Here is an 18,752-nt window from a genome sequence, read left to right as displayed (position 1 = left end):
TCGGAAGGCGGCTCGCGGGACGAGCGCACGCGCAACGGCTGGTATTACTGGAGCATGCAGGAAGAGACGGCACGCTCCGCGATCGACACCTTCATCTCCGCGTTCAACGCCTCGGACGACAGCTATGTGGCTGCCCTGCTCTCCCGGGCCCTGACCTCGGACGTGGTCTTCTGGGGGCCGTTGGGCCGCAGCGAAGGGATCGCGGCGGTCGAGCGGTTCGTGCTGGACATCCGGCACCACCCGGCGGGACCCGGCATGATGGCGCGCTGCTCGGCGGTGGACATGCCTGACGAGTGGGCCCGGTACCAGTGGGCCTTCACCACGCCGGACGGCGGCCCCCGCCTGGCGGGAACGGACGTCGTGCATCTGCGGCGCAGCCTCATCGACCAGGTCATCGTCTTCGCGGGGGAGATCGAGCCGACCGCCTCCTGACGCGTGGTCAGCGCGCGGCGAGGGTGTCGAACCAGCTGCGGATCACGGGGTAGGAGGCGAGTGCCGATCCGTTGTGGTCGGTGACACCCGCGTCCACCACCGGCGCGTTCACCCCTTCGGTTGCCAACTCGGCCTGGCAGCTGCGGGTGTTGGCGGGTGCCACGTCCTGGTCGCCGTCCGCGTCGTAGAGCCGGACCGGGGCCTGCGGGGCCCACTGGCAGACGCTGTCCGCCGACCGGAACATCCGGGCGAACTCGCCGGTCGGGTGGGTCAGTTGCTGGAGGAAGGCCGGGGTGAAGAGCTGCTGCAGGCTGTCCGGGAGGGCGGCGGCCACCTGCTCGTCGGTGTGCTCCCCGTCGAACAGGGCGGTGACGGTGCGGTCGTAGGGCGCCTGGAAGGCCTCGGCCGGCGAGGCGTAGAGCGGGTGCAGCCGGTTCCAGGCGACCACCAGATCGGCGGCGTAGAACGCGGCGTGCGAGCCCAGCAGTTGACCGTCCAGGGCGGCCGGCAGCTCACTGCCCGCCAGGTCGTACGGCCCTCCCCCAGCCTTCGGCCGGGAGGTGCCCCCATACGGGAGCCAGCGCCGTCAGCCGGTACCCGGGAACCCGGCCCTCCTGCAGTGCCCGCCCCACGCCCATCGCGGCCGCCCCGCCCTCGGAGAAGCCGGTCACCAGGACCCGGCCGTCGGCGCGCACCCCGTGCCGGGCCTCCACCGTGCGGGCCGCGGTCAGCAGGTCGACCGAGGCCGTGGTCTCCGAGCGCACGTCCAGGTAGGGGTGTGTGCCGGGCCCGACGCCCAGGCCCAGGTAGTCCGGTGCCACCGCGGCGAAGCCGTCCCCGGCGAACATCACCGCCGCCGCCCGGTCCGGGCCGTCGGCCACCGACGGGGCTTCGCCCCGGTAGGCCATGGTGCCGTGCGTGTACTCGACGGTGGCCAGGGGGCGCGGCCCCGGATCGCGGGGGAGCGCCACCAGCCCGCTCGCGGTGGTCGGCCGGCCCTCGGGGGTGACGGTCCGGTAGACCACCCGCTCCAGCTCGACCCCGCCGCGTTCGGCCGGGGTCGCGAAGCCGATGCCCTGGACGTAGGCGGTGGCCTGCTGGGCGTCCAGCGAGGCCAGCGGCGTGACCGAGACCACGGTGCCGCGCCCGGCCCGGCCGGCGCCGAGGTCGGCCGCCGTCGCGGTGGCGGTGCCGGCCACCGCGGACAGGCAGAGCAGGGCGGCGGTGGCGGCGAGCCGGTGGGTGGTGCGGCGGCGCGACTGCGGGTTCGTCATCGGAGTCTTCCCTCGTTCGGTTGCGCTCCCGGGAGCCTCCCGGTGCCCCCAACACTTCCAGCGCGGCGCTCCCCGAACGATGGAGCTGCCGGGCGTACCCGGGGTGGGGAGAACCCCCGGCGCGCCCTCAGGAACCGAGCGCGGCGAACCCGGTGCGCCAGGAGGCGTGCAGCGGCTGCCAGCCGAACTCCTTGCGGGCCCGCGCGTTGTCCGCGCCGCGCTCCCAGGGCTGACGCTCGGTCAGCACGGCCGTGGGCGCGGGCCGTCCGAGCGCGGCGGCCAGCGCCGGGACCCACTCGGTGGCGGCGGCCGGCTCGTCGTCCACCACGTTGACCGGGCCGCTCGGCCACTCCAGCGCGGCCAGGGCGGCCCGCGCGGCGTCCGCGACGTGCAGGAAGGAGGTGACGGCGGGGCCGGTGGCCAACTCGCCCCGCCCGAGCCGCTCGGCCATCAGACCGTCGGGGGAGTACCAGGTGCCGGGGCCGTAGAGCATGCCGTAGCGCAGCACCACCGACTCGGGGAGCTCGGCCACGGCCTGCTCCAGTGCGCCCACCGAGCCGACGGTGGTGGCGCGCGGCTCGGCGGTGCCGGGGTCGAGCGGCACGGTCTCGTCGGCGGGCGCCGGCCCGCCCTGGTAGGCCCAGGCGATCGACTGCGCGACGATCCGCCGCACCCCGGCCGCCTTGGCCGCGTCCACCAGGTTGCGGGTGCCCTCGCGGCGGATCCGGGCGTTGGCGGCCAGGTCGTAGTCGGCGAGCGCGGTCAGCTGGTGCAGCACCGCCTCGGGCGCGGCCGCGCGGACGGCGGCCTCGACGGCCGCCCGGTCGAACACGTCCAGCAGCACCGGCGTGGCGCCGGCGGCGCGCAGCCGCTCGGCGCCCGCCCCGGTCCGGGAGGCGGCGGTGACCCGGTGGCCCGCGTCGAGCAGCAGCGGCAGCAGCAGGCGGCCGACGGCACCGGTGCCCCCGGCGAGGAAGACGTGCATGGTGGTCCCTCCCAGCCGTCCGGACGAGCAACTGTCCGGACGAGACGTCAGGTGAGCAGGAGTTGATCACTCGTCACGGTATGCGGGCGCGCCGAAAACCCGGTGCGCGGGGTGCGGGTGACGGGCCAGACTGCCCGGCATGTCCGAACTCGCCGTCACCACAGCCCTCCCGCAGCCTCCGGCCGGGTGGAGCGCCCACGTCACCGCCACCACCACCGGCGGCCGACAGCGGGTCGCGGGTCGGCCAGGCCCCCTGCGACCGCCACGCGGATGACCGCCGGGCTCCTCGCCGGCCTGCTGGCCGGCTTCGGCATCGCGGTGCCGGTGGGCCCGATCGGCGTGCTGCTGGCCGGCCTCGCCGCGCGCGGCGGCTGGCGGCTGGGCGCTGCGGCGGCCTTGGGGGTGGCGACGGCCGACGGGGCGTACGCGGCGGTCGCGGTGCTCGGCGGCCAACCGGCGGCCCGGGCGCTGGCACCGCTGGCCACCCCGCTGCGGATCCTGGCCGCCGCGGTGCTGCTCGGGATCGCGGCCCGCACGGTGCTGGGCGCGCTGCGCCCCCGCACCGGGGCGGCCGGCCCGGCGCTGCCCGCCTCGCCGGCCCGCGCCTACGCGGGGCTGCTCGGGCTGACCCTGCTCAACCCGGCCACGGTGCTGTACTTCCTCGCCCTGGTGCTCGGCGGGCGGGCCCGGCAGCAGGCGGGCCCGCTCTTCGTGCCGGCCGCCTTCCTGGCCTCGGCCGGCTGGCAGTTGCTACTGGCGGGCGGCGGGGTGCTGCTCGGCCGCGCGCTGACCGGTGAGCGCGGTCGGCTGGGCACGGCGTTGCTCTCCGGCGCGGTGATCGGGTTCCTCGCGCTGCGCACCTTGACCGGGATTTGACGCTCGACCGGGATTTGACACTTGCTCAGGAAATCGGTGCCGCCCGCCCGCGTGGGGGTGCGGGCGGGTGGCGGTCCGTGAGGGCGCGTCCGCGCTCAGGCGAACGCGTCGTTCATCGCCGCGGCCAGCCGCAGGTGCGGGCGGGCCTCGTCGGCGCGGCCCTGGCGTTCCAGGGTGCGGCCGAGCATCAGGTGCGCGTAGCTCTCCGCCGGGTCCTGGTCGAGGACCTGGCGCAGCTCCGCGGCGGCGCGCTCCAGCTGGGCCGAGTGGTAGTAGCTGCGGGCCAGCAGGAGGCGGGCGGCGAGTTGTCCGGGCTCGGCGGCGACCAGCGGCTGGAGGATCCGGGCGGCGTCCGCGTAGGCCTTGCTGTCGAAGTGCAGCTGGGCCCGGGCGTACTCCGCGGCCTGGTCGTACCGGTCGGCCGGGGTGCGGGTGGTCACGGTGACGGACTCCCTTCGGTGGTACTGATGTGCCGCCCCGGACAACAACTCGTGAAGATTCAACTATTCCGTGGTCACTATTGCGCCCCATGCCCGTTCTGTCCAGAGGCTGGCCGTGATCCTCATGAACCGTCCCCGACATGCACATGGCTACCGCTGGCAATCCGCAGATCCGCTCCGTGATCCGCTCCGTGATCCGCTCCTCGATCCGCTCCGTGGCCCGCCGACTGGACCGCTGTACCTACCGGTATGTACAGTGCTCGCATGAACGCCAGTGACCGGCTCATCGAGAGCACCCAGGAACTCCTCTGGGAACGCGGCTACGTCGGCACCAGCCCCAAGGCGATCCAGCAGCGGGCCGGAGTCGGCCAGGGCAGCATGTACCACCACTTCCAGGGCAAGCCCGACCTGGCCGCCGCCGCGCTGCGCCGCAGCGCCGAGGAGATGCGGGCGCTGAACGAGCGCACGCTCGGCGGGCCCGGCAGCGTCTACGAGCGGATCGCGGCCTGCCTCGGCCGCGAGCGCGAGGTGCTGCGAGGCTGCCGGATCGGGCGGATGGCGCAGGATCCCGAGGTGGTGGCCGAGCCCGAGCTGCGGGCCCCGGTCGAGGAGACCTTCGACTGGCTGGTCGCGCGGCTGGCCGGGCTGATCGAGGAGGGCCGGGCGAGCGGGGAGTTCCGCCCGGGCGCGCCGGCCGCCGAGCTGGCCCAGGCCCTGGTGGCCGTGATCCAGGGTGGCTACGTGCTCGCTCGGGCGGCCGACTCCGCGGAGCCGTTCCACCAGGCCGTGCGCGGGGCGCTGGCACTGCTGCTCGGCCAGCTGGCCGAGCAGCCCGAGTAGTTGAGCAGTCGAGCAGTTGAGCAGTCGAAACACCTAGGGGGAGCAGTGGAGATGACGAACGGGCTGGGCCTCGCCCCGGCCACCGTGGACCGCGAAGCCGGTTACCGCGCGCTGGACGACTACCAGGACCGCGCCACTCAACTGGCCGCCCTGCCCGGCCTGGAGCGGATCGCCCCGGGCTTCGCGGACTGGATCGTCACCAGCCTGTTCGGCGGCACCTACCAGCGGCCCGGCCTGGAGCCGAAGGACCGTCAGCTGGCCAACCTGGCCACGCTGGCCACCCTGGGCGGGGTCGACCCGCAGCTCAGCGGGCACATCCGCAGCAGCCTGCGGGTCGGGCTGAGCCGCGAGCAGGTGGTGGAGGTCTTCGTCCACCTGGCGCCGTACATCGGCACGCCGAAGGCGCTGGCCGCACTCCGGGTGGCCGCCGCCACCTTCGAGGCGCTGGACGGCGAATCCCAGGAGGAGGGGCGATGAGCCCCGCCGTCCGCACCGTGCTCGGCGACCTGGACCCGGCCGAGCTGGGCGTCTGCGACGCCCACGACCACCTCTTCTTCGCCAGCCGCCTGCTGCCCGGCCAGGAGCTGGACGACGTGCCGGCCGCCGCCGCCGAGCTGGCCGCCTTCCGCGCGGCCGGCGGCGGGGCGGTGGTGCAGTGGACGCCGCACGGCCTGAACCGCCGGGCCGCCGAGCTGCCCGCGCTCTCCGCCGCCGCGGGGGTGCACCTGGTCGCGGCGACCGGACTACACCGGGCCGCGCACTACGACGAGCTGCCCGACCCGGAGCGCTGGGCCGAGCTGTTCACCGCCGAGCTGACCGAGGGCATCGGCCCGGACGGCCCGCGGGCCGGCCTGATCAAGGTGGCCGGCGGCTTCCACGGCCTGGACGGGCACGCCCGGCGCACCATGGCGGCGGCCGCCGCCGCGCACCACGCGACCGGCGCGCCGATCGGCATCCACCACGAGCTGGGCAGTGCCGCCGACCAGGTGCTGGAGCTGCTCTGCGGTCGCCTGGGGGTGCCGCCGCACCGGGTGCTGCTGGGCCACCTGAACCGCTTCCCGGATCCGGCGATGCACCGTGAGCTCGCCCGCAGCGGTGCCTTCCTGGCCTTCGACGGCCCGTCCCGGGCGAATGCGGCCACCGACTGGCGGCTGCTCGGCACGCTGGTCGACCTGGTCGAGGCCGGCCACGCGGGCCAGTTGCTGCTCGGCGGCGACACCACGACGGCGGCCGCCCGGTCCGCGGCGGACGGGCCCGGCATGCCGTTCCTGCTCACCGGCCTGCGCCCGCGCCTGGCCGCCGCGCTGGGCGAGGAGGCGGTCGAGCTGATCCTGCGCCGCAACCCGGCCCGCGCCTTCGGGGTGGACTGGCACTGAGCGGAGCGGCTCGGTGCGGGTGCAGCGTGTCATGACGGAGTGTCATAACGGACAGAACGTCATAAACACGATGTAATCGCCCGGTGAACCTGCTGAAGGAGAACCCGGTCCTCGCGCTCTTCGCCTGCCTGGGCCTCGGCTACCTGGTCGGCAAGCTGCGGGTCGGCCGGATCACCCTGGGCGGGATCTGCGGCACGCTGATCGTCTCGATGCTGATCGGCACCCAGCACGTCTCGGTGAACAGCGACGTCAAGAACGTCGCCTTCGCCCTGTTCATCTTCTCGCTGGGCTACATCGCCGGCCCGCAGTTCGTCGCCAACCTGAACGCCAAGGGCCTGCGGTTCGGCGTGCTCTGCCTGATCGAGGTGGCGCTGGTGCTCGGCCTGGCCTACGGCTTCGCCAAGGGCTTCAACCTGGACGTCGGCACCGCCTCCGGGATCCTGGCCGGCGCCGCCACCGAGTCCGCCGTGGTCGGCACCGCGCAGGACGCGATCGGCAAGCTGAGCGGGCTGACCCACGACCAGGTCGTCGAGGCGCAGAACCACGTGGCCACCGCCTACTCGGTCTGCTACCTCTTCGGCCTGATCTCGATCGTGCTGCTGACCAGCCAGGTCTTCCCGATGCTGCTGCGGATCAACCTGGCCGACGCCTCCCGGGCGCTGTGGGAGAAGATGCGCGGCGCCGACGCCGGGCTGGCCGCCGACGAGGAGGCCGCGCTGCCCGCCCTGGTCGGCCGCACCTACCTGGTCTCGCAGGGCGAGGGCAGCACGGTCGGCGAGTTCGAGGGGGTCCGGGCCGACCTGGTCACCATCGAGGGCGTCCAGCGCGCGGGCCGGGTGCTGACCGTCGAGCCCCGGCTCCGGCTGCGCCGCGGCGACCAGGTGCTGGTGGTCGGGCGGCGGGCCGCGGTGCTGGACGCCGGCCACGAGCTCGGCCCGGAGACCCCCGGGGTGCCGGGGCTGGACAGCCCGCTGGCGGTGCGTCAGGTCGTGGTCACCAACAAGACCGTCGCGGGCAACTCGCTCGACCAGGTGCGCGGGATGGACGGGCAGTACACCGGCGGGGTCTACCTGACCGACATCCAGCGGGTGGACCACCACCTGCCCGCGCTCGGCGAGACCGAACTGCACCAGGGCGACACCATCACCGTCGTCGGCGCGCGCAGCCGGGTGGAGAAGTTCGCCTCCTGGATCGGGGCCACGGTGAAGTCGGACGCCACCGACTACATCTACATCAGCCTCGGCATCTGCATCGGCGTGCTGATCGGCATGATCACGGTGCACGCGGGCGGCGCCGCGCTGGCCCTGGGCACCGGCGGCGGCTGCCTGGTCTCCGGCCTGTTCTTCGGCTGGCTGCGGGCCCAGCACCCGACCTTCGGCGCCTACCCGCCGGTGGCCGCGCAGACCATGAAGGACCTCGGCCTGTCGATCTTCATCGCCGTCACCGGCCTGGCCGCCGGTCCGGACGCGGGCGCGCTGCTGCGCAAGTACCCGGTGCTGCTGCCGTCCGCCGGGATCCTGATGGTGCTGGTGCCGGCGTTCGTCTCACTGTTCGTCGGCCGCAAGCTGCTGAAGATCGACCCGCCGGTGCTGATCGGCGCGATCGCCGGCCAGCAGTGCAGTACCCCGGCGATCACCTCGATCACCAACGTGGCGCAGAGCAGCGTGCCGATGCTCGGCTACACCATCACCTACACCCTCTCCAACTTCCTGCTGCCGCTGACCGGGCCGATCCTGGTCGGCGTGCTCGGCTCCTGAGAGGCGCACCCGTGAACTGGTTCACCGACCACGTCTTCAAGCCCTACCCCGAGCTGCTGATCTTCCTGACCATCGCGATCGGCTTCTTCGCCGGCAAGCTGCACTACAAGGCGATCGGGCTGGGTGCCGTCACCGGCTGCCTGGTCGCGGGGCTGTTCACCGGGTGGGTCACCGACGTGCAGATCAACGGCACCGTCAAGTCGGTGTTCTTCATCATGTTCCTGTTCGCCCTAGGCTACAAGGTCGGCCCGCAGTTCTTCCGCGGCCTGAAGAAGGACGGCCTGCCGCAGGTCGGGGTGGCGGTCGCGGTCTGCGTCACCGGCCTGGGCGTCTGCTACGGCTTCGCGAAACTGCTCGGCTACGGGCCGGGCCTGGGCGCCGGCCTGCTGGGCGGCGCGCTCACCCAGTCCGCGGTGATCGGCGTGGCGCAGGACGCGATCGCCAACATCCACGGGCTGACGGGCGACCAGATCACCGCCCAGCAGAACCTGGTGGCGATCGGATATGCCGTCACCTACCCGCTCGGCACCATCCTGTGCGCGATCCTGCTGGCCAACCTCGCGCCGCGCTGGCTGAAGAGCGACCTGGCCGCGGACTCCCGCGCGCTGGCCGCCGAGCTGGACGCACCGGAGAGCGACCCGGACCTCGGCGAGGGCTACTACGAGGTGGTGCTGCGCGCCTTCACCGCCGTCAACGGCCTGGTCGGGAGCACCATCGACGACTTCGAGGCACGCGAGCAGCAGCTCGGTCGGCGGATCTACATCACCTCGGTGCGCCGGGAGGGGCGGATCCTGGCGCACAGTCAGACCACGGTGATCGAGCGCGGCGACGTCCTCGCGGTCAGCGCCCTGCGGCACGACCTGGTGGACTTCGACCCGGCCCGGCGGATCGGCCCGGAGGCCGACGACGCGGGGCTGCTCGGCTACCGCACCGAGTCGCTGCACGTGGTGGTCTCGGAGCGGGCGCAACTCGGCCGGACCATCGCCGAACTGCGCCGCGAGCCCTTCATGGTGGGCGTGTACGTCGACAAGGTGTACCGCTCCGGCGCGCAGTTCCCGTACCGGCTCTCCACCAGGCTGGAGCGCGGTGACACCCTGGTGCTGACCGGCCCGCAGCGGCTGGTGGACCCGGCCGGGCGGGCGATCGGCAAGCCGGTGCCGACCAGCTTCGCCACCGACATGACCTGGGTGGGCCTGGGCATCTTCCTGGGCGGCTGCATCGGCATCCCCGCGCTGCACGCCGGCGGCGTGCCGATCAGCCTCTCGACCTCCGGCGGCGCGCTGATCATGGGCCTGGTGTTCGGCTGGATCCGCGGCAGGTACCCGACCTACGGCAACGTGCCGCCGGGCGCCCAGTGGTTCATGGACACCTTCGGGCTCTGCGCGTTCGTCACGATCGTCGGCATCAACGCCGGGCCGGGCTTCACCAGCGGTCTCTCCCAGGCGGGTTGGGGCCTGCTGCTGTGGGGTGCGGTGGCCACCGTGCTGCCGCTGCTGGTCGGCATCCTGGTCGGCCGCTACGTGTTCCGGATCCGCACACCGATCCTGATGGGCGTGGTGGCCGGGGCCCAGACCACCACGGCCGCGATCGGCGCGATCAACGAGGCCTCCCGCAGCCAGATCCCGACCCTCGGCTACACCATCCCGTACGCGGCGGGCAACGTCCTGCTGACCATCTGGGGCGCGATCATCGTCGCGCTCCTCGGCTGACCTCTCGGAGCGCACCCCATGACCAGGCCCACGATCAGTCGCGAAGACATCCACCGGCTGGCCCGGTTGAGCCCGTTCGAGCTGAAGGGCGAGTTCATCCGGCTCGCCGAGCACCACCAGGCGGACCGGCCGGGCCAGCAGGGCAAGTCCACCTCGCACATGCTCAACGCCGGCCGCGGCAACCCGAACTGGATCGCCACCGGCCCGCGCGAGGCCTTCTACGCGCTGGGGTACTTCGGCCTGTCCGAGAGCCGCCGGGTGTGGACGGCGGACAACCTCGGCGGGATGCCGGAGCAGCAGGGCATCGCCGCGCGCTTCGACGCCTTCGTGCGCAGCCACCCGGCGCTGCCGGGCATCGAGCTGCTGAAGGAGTGCGTGGAGCTGGCCGCCGACCGGTTCGGCTTCGACCGGGAGGCCTGGCTGCACGAGCTGGCCGACGCGGTGGTGGGCGACAACTACCCGGTGCCGGGGCGGATCCTGCCGCACGTCGAGCAGGTGGCCCGGGGCTACCTGGAGGAGGAGCTGATGGCGGGGCGCCCGCCGGCCGGCACCCTGGACCTGTTCGCCACCGAGGGCGGCACGGCGGCGATGTGCTACGTCTTCGACACGCTGATGAAGAACGGGCTGCTGCACAAGGGCGACCGGATCGCCCTGATGGTGCCGGTCTTCACCCCGTACATCGAGATCCCGGAGCTGGAGGACTACGAGTTCGACGTGGTCACCGTCGAGGCGGACCTGTTCGCCGAGACCGGGGTGCGGCAGTGGCGCTACCCCGAGGAGCAGGTGGCCAAGCTGGCCGACCCCACGGTCAAGCTGGTCTGCCTGGTGAACCCGTCCAACCCGCCCTCGCTGGCGCTCGCCGACCGGGTGGTCGAGCAGATCAAGGGGATCGTGGCGACGAGTAACCCCAACCTGCTGATCGTCACCGACGACGTCTACGGCACCTTCGTCGAGGGCTTCCGCACCATCGCCGCCGAACTGCCCCGCAACACCCTGCTGGTGTACTCGTACTCCAAGCACTACGGCGCCACCGGCCACCGGCTCGGCCTGATCGGGCTGAACGCCGACAACGTGCTGGACGACCGGCTGGCCGCGCTGCCCGAGGTGGAGCAGCGGCGGCTGGCCAAGCGCTACGGCACGCTCTCGCTGGAGCCGGCCGGGATCAAGTTCATCGACCGGCTGGTCGCCGACTCCCGCCAGGTGGCGCTCAACCACACCGCCGGGCTGAGCCTGCCGCAGCAGGTGCAGCTGACCCTGTTCTCGCTCTTCGCGCTGCTGCCGGCCGGCCAGGCCTACAAGGCGCTGATCCGGTCGATCGTCCAGGAGCGGCTCGGGCTGCTGCTGGAGGGCTCCGGGATGAAGATCGCCGACGACCCGCAGCGGGCCGGCTACTACATCGAGCTCGACCTGCTGGCCGAGGCCGAGCGGACCTCGGGCAGGGAGTTCGCCGAGTTCCTGGAGAAGACCTACGAGCCCACCGAGCCGCTGTTCCGGCTGGCCGAGCAGACCGGCGTGGTGCTGCTCAACGGCGGCGGCTTCGACGGGCCGCAGTGGTCGGTCCGGGTGTCGCTGGCCAACCTGGACTCGCTGGACTACCTGAAGATCGGCCACCACCTGCGGGAGATCTTCGCCGACTACCGCCGCGAGTGGGAGCTCTCGCGGCGGTAGTCGGGGCCGGGCGGCCTCACATGTGGGTGCCGCCGTCGATCCGCAGCTCGGTGCCGGTGACGAAGGCGCCGTCGTCGCTGGCCAGCATGGCGATCACGCCGGCCACCGTCTCCGGGCCGGCGAAGCCCTGGCCGAGCGCCGGGGCGAGCTTGCCCAGCAGCGAGAAGTCGGCGTCGGCGGGCAGGCCCGGGTTGCTGGTCATGCCGCTGGCGATGCTGCCGGGGGCGACGCAGACCGCGCGCAGGCCCTGCTTGCTGTACTCCTGGGCGATCGCGTGGGTGAAGGACTGGATGCCGCCCTTGGTGGCCGCGTAGGCGGCCATGTACGGGTGGGCGAAGCTCGCCGAGGTGGAGCTGAAGTTGACCACCACGGAGCCCGGCCGCTCCAGCAGCGCGGGCAGCGCCTCCCGGGTCATCAGGAAGGTGCCGGTCAGGTTCACCTTGAGCAGGGTGTTCCAGAAGTCCAGCGTGGTCTCGTGGGTGTGCGAGGAGCGCAGGATGCCGGCCGCGTTGACCAGCACGTCCAGGCCGCCCAGGGCCTCGACGGCGGCGGCGACGCCGGCCACCACCGAGGCCTCGTCGGAGATGTCGAGCACGGCGGCGGTGAGGCGCTCCGCGGTGCCGTCGGCGGCGGCCCGCTCGGCGGTGGCGGCCAGGCCGGCCTGGTTGACGTCCACCGCGACCACCCGGCCGCCCTCGGCCAGCAGCCGGTGCACGGTGGCCTGGCCGATGCCGGAGCCGCCGCCGGTGATCAGGACGCGTCGGTCGGTGAAGCGCTGCATGGTGTTGCTCCGTTCGGTGAGCCGTATGGCGTGCCATGCCAGTGTGGCACGTTGTGCCACTCAGGCCCAAAGCGGCGTAGCGTTGACCCATGACCGACCGCCCCTCCCTGACCGACCGCCGCCGGGCCGCGACCCAGCTGGAGATCGCCACCGCCGCGGCCGAGCTGTTCGCCGAGCGCGGCGCCGAGGCCACCACCGCCGAGGACATCGCCCGGGCCGCCGGCGTGGCACTGCGCACCTTCTACCGGTACTTCCGCACCAAGGAGGAGGCCGTCGCCCCGCTGCTGGCCGCCGGCGGCCGCCGCTGGCTCGCGCTGATCGAGGCCGAGGACCCGGCCGTCCCGGTGCCCGAGGCGCTCACCCGGGCCGCCGTCACCGCACTCACCCCGGTCGACGACCGGGCCGCCGAGGGCCTGCGCTGGACCCGGGCGCTGCTCACCGACCCCGGGCTGCGGCCGGTCTGGCGCACCGTGCACCAGGACTCCGAGGACGAGCTGGTCCCGGTGCTGGCCGCCCGGCTCGGCCCCGCCGCCGACCCGCTGGAACTGCGGCTGGCCGCCGCGGCCGCCACCGCCGCGATCCGGATCGCCCTGGAGAGCTGGGCCGCCGGCAGCGGGGCCGCCACCACCGGCCCCGACTCGCCCGGCGCGCTGGCCGCCCGCTGCCTGCGCGAACTGACGGCGGGTCTGGAGCTGTGGAGCCGGGCCGGGTAACGCGAGGGCCCCGCAGCGCAGCGCTGCGGGGCCCCGGGTGAGGGAAGGTCAGGCCAGCTGCTCCAGCGTGCCGGTGTGCAGCTCGCCGACCCGGCCGCCCTCGCCCTCGTAGGTCCAGAACACCCGGACCGTCAACGCGGCCAGGTCCATCACATGGCTGACGGTGATTCCGCTCTGCTCCGTCCAGCTGACGAAGTACACCTGCGGGCCGACCTGGGCCACGTGCAGCGCCACGTCCTCCCACTGGCCGGCCGACTCGCCCAGGCCCTCCCAGCGCAGCCGCCGGCCGTCCGCCGAGTAGGCGTTGCGGAACGCGGCACCGTTGTCGACCTGGAAGAGGTAGGTCCGGCCGGCGAAGCCGGGCAGGGCGGCGGTCTCGGTCATGCCGGGGTGTTCCTCGCTTCGTCCGGGACGGGAATCGGTGCGGCACCCACGCTATCCGACCGGCCCCGCGGAGGGACAATGGTTCCGCGACACGCGCGTGCCGCTCCCCGCGGTCCGCGGTCGCGAAGGAGGTCGAGATGCGCAAGGTCATCGACTGCCGCGAGTTCCCCAGCGAGGTCGAGTGCTCGATGGTGTTCTCCGGCGAGGCGGACGAGGTGGTCCGGGCCGCCGTGGCGCACGCCGTCGCGGTGCACGGCGAGACGGACGGTCCGGAGCTGCGCGAGCACGTCCGGGCGTCCCTCAAGGACGAGCTGGTGCTCCAGCACACCTGAACGGTACGAGGATCGGCGGGCCCGCCCCCGCGTACGGGAAATCCCGTATGGCCCGGGGCGGGCCCGCTCTGCTGGAGTGGTAGCACCACGAGCAGCACGAGGAGGTGGTCACGGTGTCCCTCGACGAGGACAGGATGATGGAGTTCCTGGAACGGGTGGTCACCGACGGCGGGGCCGCGATGGCGGGCATGTGCACCGCGCTCGGCGACCGGCTCGGCGTCTACGCCGCGATGGCCGGCGCCGGACCCCTGACCAGCGCCCAACTCGCCGCCCGGACCGGCCTGCAGGAGCGCTACCTGCGCGAGTGGCTGGCCGCCCAGGTGGCCGGCGAGTACGTCCACTACGACGCGGCGGCCGACAGCTACCTGCTCCCCGACGAACACGCTGCGGTGCTCGCCGACCCCTCCGCACCCACCTACTGCGGCGGCCTGTTCACCATGCTCCAGGCCGTCTACGCGAGCGAGGACGCGCTGATGGAGGCCTTCCGCACCGGCGACGGCGTGGGCTGGGGCGAACACGGCAGCGCGCTCTTCGCCGGCGCCGCCAAGTTCTTCCGCCCCGGCTACGCCGGCGCCCTGGTGCCCGAGTGGATCCCGGCGATGAACGGCACCGAGGCCAAGCTGGCGGCCGGCGCCCAGGTCGCCGACGTGGGCTGCGGCTACGGCTGGTCCACCATGCTGATGGCGCAGGCCTACCCGGCCTCGCGGTTCCACGGCTTCGACTTCCACGCCCCGTCGATCGAGGCGGCCCGCGGCCTCGCCGCCGAACAGGGCCTCGCCGACCGGGTGGAGTTCCAGGTGGCCGGCGCCCAGGACTTCCCGGGCGGCGACTACGACCTGATCACCTTCTTCGACTGCCTGCACGACATGGGCGACCCGGGCGGCGCCCTGCACCACGCCGAGCAGGCGCTCGCCGAGGGCGGCAGCTGCATGATCGTCGAGCCGAACGCCTCCGCCGACCCGGTCGCCAACGCCAATCCGGTCGGCCGGGCGCTGACCGCCGCCTCGGTCGCGATCTGCCTGCCCTCCGCCGTCGCCCAGCACGGCCCGCAGACCATGGGCAACCACGCGGGCGAGGACGCGATGCGCCACCTCGCCGACGACGCCGGGCTGCACCACTGGAAACTGGCCGCCGAGACCCCGGTCAACCGGGTCTACGCGACCAGCCGTTAGCCGCCTCACCCAGGCCGTCCGGATCGTGCCGGACGACCGGTGCCGGGTTTGTCGGGGCCCGGCTTGACCCGGCCTCCCCGACGGGGGCACGCTCCAAGAGTGACTCCGTCCGGGGAGGCCGGGTTGCGGCGGATCTGCGCCGTGATCGACCTGCTGCTCGACGCCGACGAGGAGGAGACCCTCCTGCCGGTGCTGCACCCCCTGCTGCTCCGGGCCCTGCCCGGCGACAGCCTCACCTGGGCGGTGCGCACCCCGGCCGGTCGGCACCCCGTGCACCTGCCCCGCGACCTGCTGGACGCCGAGGCGCTGGCCGCCTTCTACCGGCACGCCGGCTCGGACCCGCTCTTCGTGCACACCAACACCGGCCCCGGCGTGCCGCTGCGCCGCTCCGACCTGCAGTCGCGCACCGAGTTCCACCGCTCGGGCACCTACGCCGAGGCGCTGCGCCCGATCGGCGCCGAGTACCAGCTGGCCACCGCGTTCCCGGCGGGCTGGGCGGCGGGCGGCCGGCGCACCGTCTGCCTGGTGGTGCACCGCTCGGCGAGCGACTTCGCGGACGCCGACCTGGAGACCGCGCTGCTGCTGCGCACCCGGCTCAGTCACGCGCTCGGCCGCCTCGCGCCCCCGCCGGTGCCACTGCGGTCGGCACTGACGGTGCGTGAGGCGGCCGTGCTCGACCTGCTGGCCGAGGGGTTGACCGACCGTCAGATCGGCCGGCGGCTGGCGGTCTCGGCCCGCACCGTGGACAAGCACCTGGAGCACGCTTACGCGAAGCTCCAGGTGCACAGCCGGGTCGCGGCCGCCGCCCGCTGGCGCGGGCAGAACGCCCTCGATCAGCAGGTGAAGTCGATCAGGTAGAACGTCGCGTAGTGGTCCGAGGTGTAGTAGTCCTCCTGGGCGCCCTCGCCCGTGATGATCCGGCGGGTGCCGCGGGTGGAGGCGCCCGGGGTGACCACCGTGTACTCGTGGTAGTAGCCGTAGTCCTGCGAGGGCAGCACGCCCTCGCGGTTCTGGAAGACCACGCCGTCCTGGGAGTACGGGAACGGGCCGCCGTCGGCGATCTCGTTCAGGGTGTCGTCGGCCTGCGAGGGCAGGGCGCTCTGACAGATGTTGCCGCTCACGTCGGCGTGGGCGTCGGTGGCGACGACGAGGGGGGCCAGGGCCAGCAGGCCGACGGTGACGACAGAGGCGGAACGCGACTTCAACGCGCGTAGAAGAGTCTGCATGGCAGCAGTCTGAATGTCCGCCGAGGACCCTGGGAAGACGCTGGGAAAGTCTTCATGTCCACGTAACTTGGCTGGTGGGCGGGCGACTTGCGGGCTTCGCCGAATGGTTCGGGGGAGTGCGGTGTGACCCTTGCGACACCGCTTAAACATTGTTGTTGATCACACGATCTGCTTAGCCTGCGAACTGTCCGTATACGGGGGGAGCGGGCTTCTCTTCCCTGCCGCCCAGCCCGTGACGTCCCGCTGCCCATAGCACGCGGGCGTCGCCACGAGGTACTCCTGTGATCCCTGCTGCAAAGACCGCGCGCCTCGGCGTCCTCGCCGGCGCCCTCGGCCTGCTCGCCGTCCCGATGGTCGGCCAGGCGCACGCCGCCGGCTGGTCCTGGCGTCCGACCACCACCACCCCGACGGTCACCGAGGACCGCCTGACCACCAGCGCCGCCACGCCCGACGCGCCGGTGACCGCCACGCTGACCGTGCACGCCGGCTCCTGCTTCACCGCGAAGGCGCTCGGCGTCGGCGTACGGGACGCGGCGGGCAACAACCTCGACTTCCCCGGCTCGCAGACCAACGTCCAGCTCTGCTCCGGCGCCCACGTGCTGACCACCGGCGCGCGCAGCTTCCCGGCCGGCGCCTACTCGATCTTCGGCTACTGGCAGGACCAGGCCGGCAGCTGGCACAACCTGCCCGCGCAGACCCTCACCGTGGCAGCGGCCCCGGCGCCCGCCCCCGCGCCGACGCCCGCCCCGACGCCCGCGCCGACTCCTGCTCCGACCCCTGCGCCGGCCCCCGCCCCCGCGCCGGCCTCGGCTTCGCCGATCCCCGGGCAGTCGCTCACCTGGTCCGACGACTTCTCCAACGGGCTGGACGCCAACCGCTGGACCAACGGCACGACCAGCGCCTACAAGTACGGCAACCACAACCCGGACGACGACAAGCTGGACTGGCTCAGCCCCTCCGACGTCTCCGTCGCGAACGGTGCGGCCACCTTCACCGCCCAGCCGAGCAGCCAGACCCTGGAGAACGGCAAGCAGGCCTGGACCACCGGTCTGATCACCACCGAGGGCTCCAAGGAGGGCTTCAAGGTGAAGACCGGCGACTACGCCGAGACCCGGGTGCAGCTGCCCACCGGGCAGGGCGCCTGGCCGGCCCTGTGGACCTGGCAGTCCGGCGGCAGCGAGATCGACTCCTTCGAGTACCACCCGGACAACCCGAACCTGCTGGAGCTGACCAACCACGTCAACTTCGGCCAGGACTACCTGACCGACACCGCCGGCGTGCAGCCCGGCCAGTGGGTCACCATCGGCACCTACTACGGCGCCAACTCGGTGGACTGGTACGTCAACGGGACCAAGGTCTTCTCCGACGGCACCGGCGTCGGCCCGAACTGGTCGGCCTACCTGATCCTCAACCTGTCGGTGGACGCGGGCAAGTACCACCCCGCGCCCACCGGTTCGACGCCGATCTCGTTCGCCGCGGACTACGTGCGGGTCTACCGCTGACGGATCGTCAACCCGCTACTCGGAGACCCGGACCTCGTACGGCGCGCTGTCGTTGCGGTGGTCCGGGTCTTCCGCGCTGCGCACGGTGACCCGGCCGCCGCGCAGCACTCCTGACACGTCGTCATCGAGCTGCAGCGGCACCAGGGCGGTGGCCGAGCGCAGCGCTTCGAGTCCGGCCGGGAAGCTGCAGACCACCTCGACGTCCGCATCATCGAGGGTGCAGCGGTCCGGGCCCGGGAAGGTGGGCTGCTGCACGTGGGCGCCGGCGGGCGCGTGCACCGTGATGGTGAACGCGCCGGCCGTGTTCGGGCCGTTGTTGGCGACGAAGGCGTGCACGGTGGTGATGCCGCCGGCCGGTGCGGGATCCGGGTTCATCGGGATCACGCGGAGGTCGGCGGGGCCGGCCGCGATCACGGCGGCGGCGAGCACAGGGGCGAGCAGCGGATGCATGTCGTCACCCTACGCCACCGATCTTCACCGCAGCGTCACGGCGCGAGCACGTCGCCGAGCCGTTTGGCGATCCCCTGCATCACGGTGACCAGCGCCCCGCTGCCGCTCTGCTCCTCCAGCGCGCGGATCCGGGCCTCCGGGCCGGAGACCGACAGGGCGGTCGGGGTCGGCGCACCCGGCACCGTGACCGCGATGCAGCGCACCCCGATCTCCTGCTCCTGGTCGTCCACCACGTAGCCCGCCTCGCGGGCGTGGGCCAGCTGTTCGAACAGCCGGTCCACGTCGGTGACGGTGAACTCGGTGTGCGCGGGCAGCGGCTGGGTGCCGAGCACGGCGCGCGCCTCGTCCTCGGGCAGCTGCGCCAGCAGCGCCTTGCCGACCCCGGTGCAGTGCGGCTGCACCCGGCGGCCCACCTCGGTGAACATCCGCATCGAGCGGCGCGACTGCACCTGTCCCACGTACACCACCTCGCCGCCCTCCAGCACCGCGAGGTTGGCGGTTTCGCCAGTGGCCTCCATCAATTCGGCCAGATACGGTCGGGCCCAGCTGCCGAGCAGCCGGCCGGCGGTCTCGCCGAGCCGGATCAGCCGGGGGCCCAGGGTGTAGCGGCGTGCGGTGTCCTGCCGCACGTAGCCCTGGGTGGCCAGGGTGCGGACGAGGCGGTGGATGGTCGGCATCGGCAGGCCCGAGCTGCCGGACAGCTCGCTCAGGGTGGCGACTCCACCGGCGTCGGCCAGCGCTTCGAGCAGCTGGAAGGCGCGTTCGACGGACTGCACGCTGCCACTGGCGCGTTCGGGGGCAGGACTGGCCACTGGCGGTTCCCTTTGCTGTCGGC

Annotated in this window: 22 protein-coding genes; 13 read left to right on the top strand and 9 right to left on the bottom strand. The window is 73.1% G+C overall.

What is annotated here, in order from left to right:
* Positions 1 to 54 precede the first annotated feature (54 nt).
* Complete coding sequence (locus FHX73_RS01540) at positions 55 to 432, top strand: nuclear transport factor 2 family protein (protein ID WP_145902880.1); 378 nt, start codon at positions 55 to 57, stop codon at positions 430 to 432.
* Between the two features lie 7 nt (positions 433 to 439).
* Here the strand turns inward: FHX73_RS01540 and FHX73_RS45945 are convergent, their stop codons facing one another.
* From FHX73_RS45945 to FHX73_RS01530, 3 genes are all read right to left on the bottom strand, one after another.
* Entirely contained in the window at positions 440 to 880 is a 441-nt protein-coding gene (locus tag FHX73_RS45945; protein ID WP_246213295.1) for a hypothetical protein, read from the bottom strand.
* Positions 881 to 944: 64 nt separating this feature from the next.
* Positions 945 to 1,706, bottom strand: a complete 762-nt coding sequence (locus tag FHX73_RS45940; RefSeq protein ID WP_246213294.1) for an alpha/beta hydrolase family protein — start codon at positions 1,704 to 1,706, stop codon at positions 945 to 947.
* A 127-nt stretch (positions 1,707 to 1,833) separates the two neighbouring features.
* Positions 1,834 to 2,691: an NAD-dependent epimerase/dehydratase family protein gene (locus tag FHX73_RS01530; protein ID WP_145902879.1), complete on the bottom strand. Its 858-nt coding sequence runs from the start codon at positions 2,689 to 2,691 to the stop codon at positions 1,834 to 1,836.
* A 270-nt stretch (positions 2,692 to 2,961) separates the two neighbouring features.
* On the opposite strand from FHX73_RS01530, the gene FHX73_RS01525 reads away from it, so the two are divergent.
* Complete coding sequence (locus tag FHX73_RS01525) at positions 2,962 to 3,567, top strand: LysE family transporter (protein WP_145902878.1); 606 nt, start codon at positions 2,962 to 2,964, stop codon at positions 3,565 to 3,567.
* 95 nt (positions 3,568 to 3,662) lie between these two features.
* Here the strand turns inward: FHX73_RS01525 and FHX73_RS01520 are convergent, their stop codons facing one another.
* Positions 3,663 to 4,007: a tetratricopeptide repeat protein gene (locus FHX73_RS01520; RefSeq protein ID WP_145902877.1), complete on the bottom strand. Its 345-nt coding sequence runs from the start codon at positions 4,005 to 4,007 to the stop codon at positions 3,663 to 3,665.
* Between the two features lie 264 nt (positions 4,008 to 4,271).
* On the opposite strand from FHX73_RS01520, the gene FHX73_RS01515 reads away from it, so the two are divergent.
* The 6 genes from FHX73_RS01515 (at position 4,272) to FHX73_RS01490 (ending at position 11,357) form a co-directional block, all read left to right on the top strand.
* Positions 4,272 to 4,847 carry a TetR/AcrR family transcriptional regulator gene (locus tag FHX73_RS01515; protein ID WP_246213293.1) on the top strand — a complete coding sequence of 192 codons (576 nt, stop codon included), beginning with the start codon at positions 4,272 to 4,274 and terminating at the stop codon, positions 4,845 to 4,847.
* A gap of 51 nt (positions 4,848 to 4,898) precedes the next feature.
* Complete coding sequence (locus FHX73_RS01510; RefSeq protein WP_145902875.1) at positions 4,899 to 5,324, top strand: carboxymuconolactone decarboxylase family protein; 426 nt, start codon at positions 4,899 to 4,901, stop codon at positions 5,322 to 5,324.
* Complete coding sequence (locus tag FHX73_RS01505) at positions 5,321 to 6,223, top strand: phosphotriesterase family protein (protein WP_145902874.1); 903 nt, start codon at positions 5,321 to 5,323, stop codon at positions 6,221 to 6,223. Before FHX73_RS01510 ends, FHX73_RS01505 begins: the two co-directional genes overlap by 4 nt.
* 83 nt (positions 6,224 to 6,306) lie before the next feature.
* On the top strand, positions 6,307 to 7,980 hold the full coding sequence (gene aspT, locus FHX73_RS01500; RefSeq protein WP_145902873.1) for an aspartate-alanine antiporter: 1,674 nt from the start codon (positions 6,307 to 6,309) through the stop codon (positions 7,978 to 7,980).
* An 11-nt stretch (positions 7,981 to 7,991) separates the two neighbouring features.
* Entirely contained in the window at positions 7,992 to 9,689 is a 1,698-nt protein-coding gene (locus FHX73_RS01495) for an aspartate:alanine exchanger family transporter (RefSeq protein ID WP_145902872.1), read from the top strand.
* 18 nt (positions 9,690 to 9,707) lie between these two features.
* Complete coding sequence (locus FHX73_RS01490) at positions 9,708 to 11,357, top strand: bifunctional aspartate transaminase/aspartate 4-decarboxylase (RefSeq protein ID WP_145902871.1); 1,650 nt, start codon at positions 9,708 to 9,710, stop codon at positions 11,355 to 11,357.
* Positions 11,358 to 11,373: 16 nt separating this feature from the next.
* On the opposite strand, the gene FHX73_RS01485 is transcribed toward FHX73_RS01490, so the two are convergent.
* Positions 11,374 to 12,138 (bottom strand): SDR family NAD(P)-dependent oxidoreductase, encoded by a 765-nt coding sequence (locus FHX73_RS01485; protein ID WP_145902870.1) that lies wholly within the window; start codon positions 12,136 to 12,138, stop codon positions 11,374 to 11,376.
* A gap of 89 nt (positions 12,139 to 12,227) precedes the next feature.
* On the opposite strand from FHX73_RS01485, the gene FHX73_RS01480 reads away from it, so the two are divergent.
* The gene (locus tag FHX73_RS01480) at positions 12,228 to 12,851 is read left to right on the top strand and encodes a TetR family transcriptional regulator (protein ID WP_145902869.1); all 624 of its coding nucleotides are present in this window, start codon (positions 12,228 to 12,230) and stop codon (positions 12,849 to 12,851) included.
* Between the two features lie 48 nt (positions 12,852 to 12,899).
* Here the strand turns inward: FHX73_RS01480 and FHX73_RS01475 are convergent, their stop codons facing one another.
* Complete coding sequence (locus FHX73_RS01475; RefSeq protein WP_145902868.1) at positions 12,900 to 13,235, bottom strand: phenolic acid decarboxylase; 336 nt, start codon at positions 13,233 to 13,235, stop codon at positions 12,900 to 12,902.
* A 137-nt stretch (positions 13,236 to 13,372) separates the two neighbouring features.
* On the opposite strand from FHX73_RS01475, the gene FHX73_RS01470 reads away from it, so the two are divergent.
* The 3 genes from FHX73_RS01470 (at position 13,373) to FHX73_RS01460 (ending at position 15,597) form a co-directional block, all read left to right on the top strand.
* Positions 13,373 to 13,567: a DUF1059 domain-containing protein gene (locus tag FHX73_RS01470; RefSeq protein ID WP_145902867.1), complete on the top strand. Its 195-nt coding sequence runs from the start codon at positions 13,373 to 13,375 to the stop codon at positions 13,565 to 13,567.
* Between the two features lie 113 nt (positions 13,568 to 13,680).
* Positions 13,681 to 14,739 (top strand): class I SAM-dependent methyltransferase, encoded by a 1,059-nt coding sequence (locus FHX73_RS01465; RefSeq protein ID WP_246213292.1) that lies wholly within the window; start codon positions 13,681 to 13,683, stop codon positions 14,737 to 14,739.
* A gap of 99 nt (positions 14,740 to 14,838) precedes the next feature.
* The gene (locus FHX73_RS01460) at positions 14,839 to 15,597 is read left to right on the top strand and encodes a helix-turn-helix transcriptional regulator (RefSeq protein WP_145902866.1); all 759 of its coding nucleotides are present in this window, start codon (positions 14,839 to 14,841) and stop codon (positions 15,595 to 15,597) included.
* Here FHX73_RS01460 and FHX73_RS01455 read toward each other — a convergent pair.
* Positions 15,573 to 15,965, bottom strand: coding sequence for a ribonuclease (locus FHX73_RS01455; protein WP_145902865.1), 393 nt, complete (start codon positions 15,963 to 15,965; stop codon positions 15,573 to 15,575). The two genes, FHX73_RS01460 and FHX73_RS01455, sit on opposite strands and share 25 nt — an antisense overlap.
* 281 nt (positions 15,966 to 16,246) lie before the next feature.
* Between FHX73_RS01455 and FHX73_RS45460 the strand changes: the two genes are divergently transcribed.
* Positions 16,247 to 17,467: a glycoside hydrolase family 16 protein gene (locus FHX73_RS45460; protein WP_246213291.1), complete on the top strand. Its 1,221-nt coding sequence runs from the start codon at positions 16,247 to 16,249 to the stop codon at positions 17,465 to 17,467.
* A gap of 15 nt (positions 17,468 to 17,482) precedes the next feature.
* Here the strand turns inward: FHX73_RS45460 and FHX73_RS01440 are convergent, their stop codons facing one another.
* Positions 17,483 to 17,917 carry a hypothetical protein gene (locus FHX73_RS01440; protein ID WP_145902864.1) on the bottom strand — a complete coding sequence of 145 codons (435 nt, stop codon included), beginning with the start codon at positions 17,915 to 17,917 and terminating at the stop codon, positions 17,483 to 17,485.
* Between the two features lie 35 nt (positions 17,918 to 17,952).
* Positions 17,953 to 18,729, bottom strand: coding sequence for an IclR family transcriptional regulator (locus FHX73_RS01435; protein WP_145902863.1), 777 nt, complete (start codon positions 18,727 to 18,729; stop codon positions 17,953 to 17,955).
* Positions 18,730 to 18,752 lie beyond the last annotated feature (23 nt).

The organism is Kitasatospora viridis, assembly GCF_007829815.1.
Lineage (GTDB): Bacteria > Actinomycetota > Actinomycetes > Streptomycetales > Streptomycetaceae > Kitasatospora > Kitasatospora viridis.
Note: the sequence above shows the minus strand (reverse complement) of the source record. Positions and strands in the feature narration are given on the sequence as shown.

Excerpts from the sequence above, each read along its gene's own strand:
- FHX73_RS01540 (WP_145902880.1), top strand. The coding sequence starts at position 55 with ATGCAGGAAGAGACGGCACGCTCCGCGATCGACACCTTCATCTCCGCG.
- FHX73_RS45940 (WP_246213294.1), bottom strand. The coding sequence starts at position 1,706 with ATGACGAACCCGCAGTCGCGCCGCCGCACCACCCACCGGCTCGCCGCC.
- FHX73_RS01530 (WP_145902879.1), bottom strand. The coding sequence starts at position 2,691 with ATGCACGTCTTCCTCGCCGGGGGCACCGGTGCCGTCGGCCGCCTGCTG.
- FHX73_RS01525 (WP_145902878.1), top strand. The coding sequence starts at position 2,962 with ATGACCGCCGGGCTCCTCGCCGGCCTGCTGGCCGGCTTCGGCATCGCG.
- FHX73_RS01515 (WP_246213293.1), top strand. The coding sequence starts at position 4,272 with ATGAACGCCAGTGACCGGCTCATCGAGAGCACCCAGGAACTCCTCTGG.
- FHX73_RS01510 (WP_145902875.1), top strand. The coding sequence starts at position 4,899 with ATGACGAACGGGCTGGGCCTCGCCCCGGCCACCGTGGACCGCGAAGCC.
- FHX73_RS01505 (WP_145902874.1), top strand. The coding sequence starts at position 5,321 with ATGAGCCCCGCCGTCCGCACCGTGCTCGGCGACCTGGACCCGGCCGAG.
- FHX73_RS01490 (WP_145902871.1), top strand. The coding sequence starts at position 9,708 with ATGACCAGGCCCACGATCAGTCGCGAAGACATCCACCGGCTGGCCCGG.
- FHX73_RS01485 (WP_145902870.1), bottom strand. The coding sequence starts at position 12,138 with ATGCAGCGCTTCACCGACCGACGCGTCCTGATCACCGGCGGCGGCTCC.
- FHX73_RS01480 (WP_145902869.1), top strand. The coding sequence starts at position 12,228 with ATGACCGACCGCCCCTCCCTGACCGACCGCCGCCGGGCCGCGACCCAG.
- FHX73_RS01475 (WP_145902868.1), bottom strand. The coding sequence starts at position 13,235 with ATGACCGAGACCGCCGCCCTGCCCGGCTTCGCCGGCCGGACCTACCTC.
- FHX73_RS01470 (WP_145902867.1), top strand. The coding sequence starts at position 13,373 with ATGCGCAAGGTCATCGACTGCCGCGAGTTCCCCAGCGAGGTCGAGTGC.
- FHX73_RS01455 (WP_145902865.1), bottom strand. The coding sequence starts at position 15,965 with ATGCAGACTCTTCTACGCGCGTTGAAGTCGCGTTCCGCCTCTGTCGTC.
- FHX73_RS01440 (WP_145902864.1), bottom strand. The coding sequence starts at position 17,917 with ATGCATCCGCTGCTCGCCCCTGTGCTCGCCGCCGCCGTGATCGCGGCC.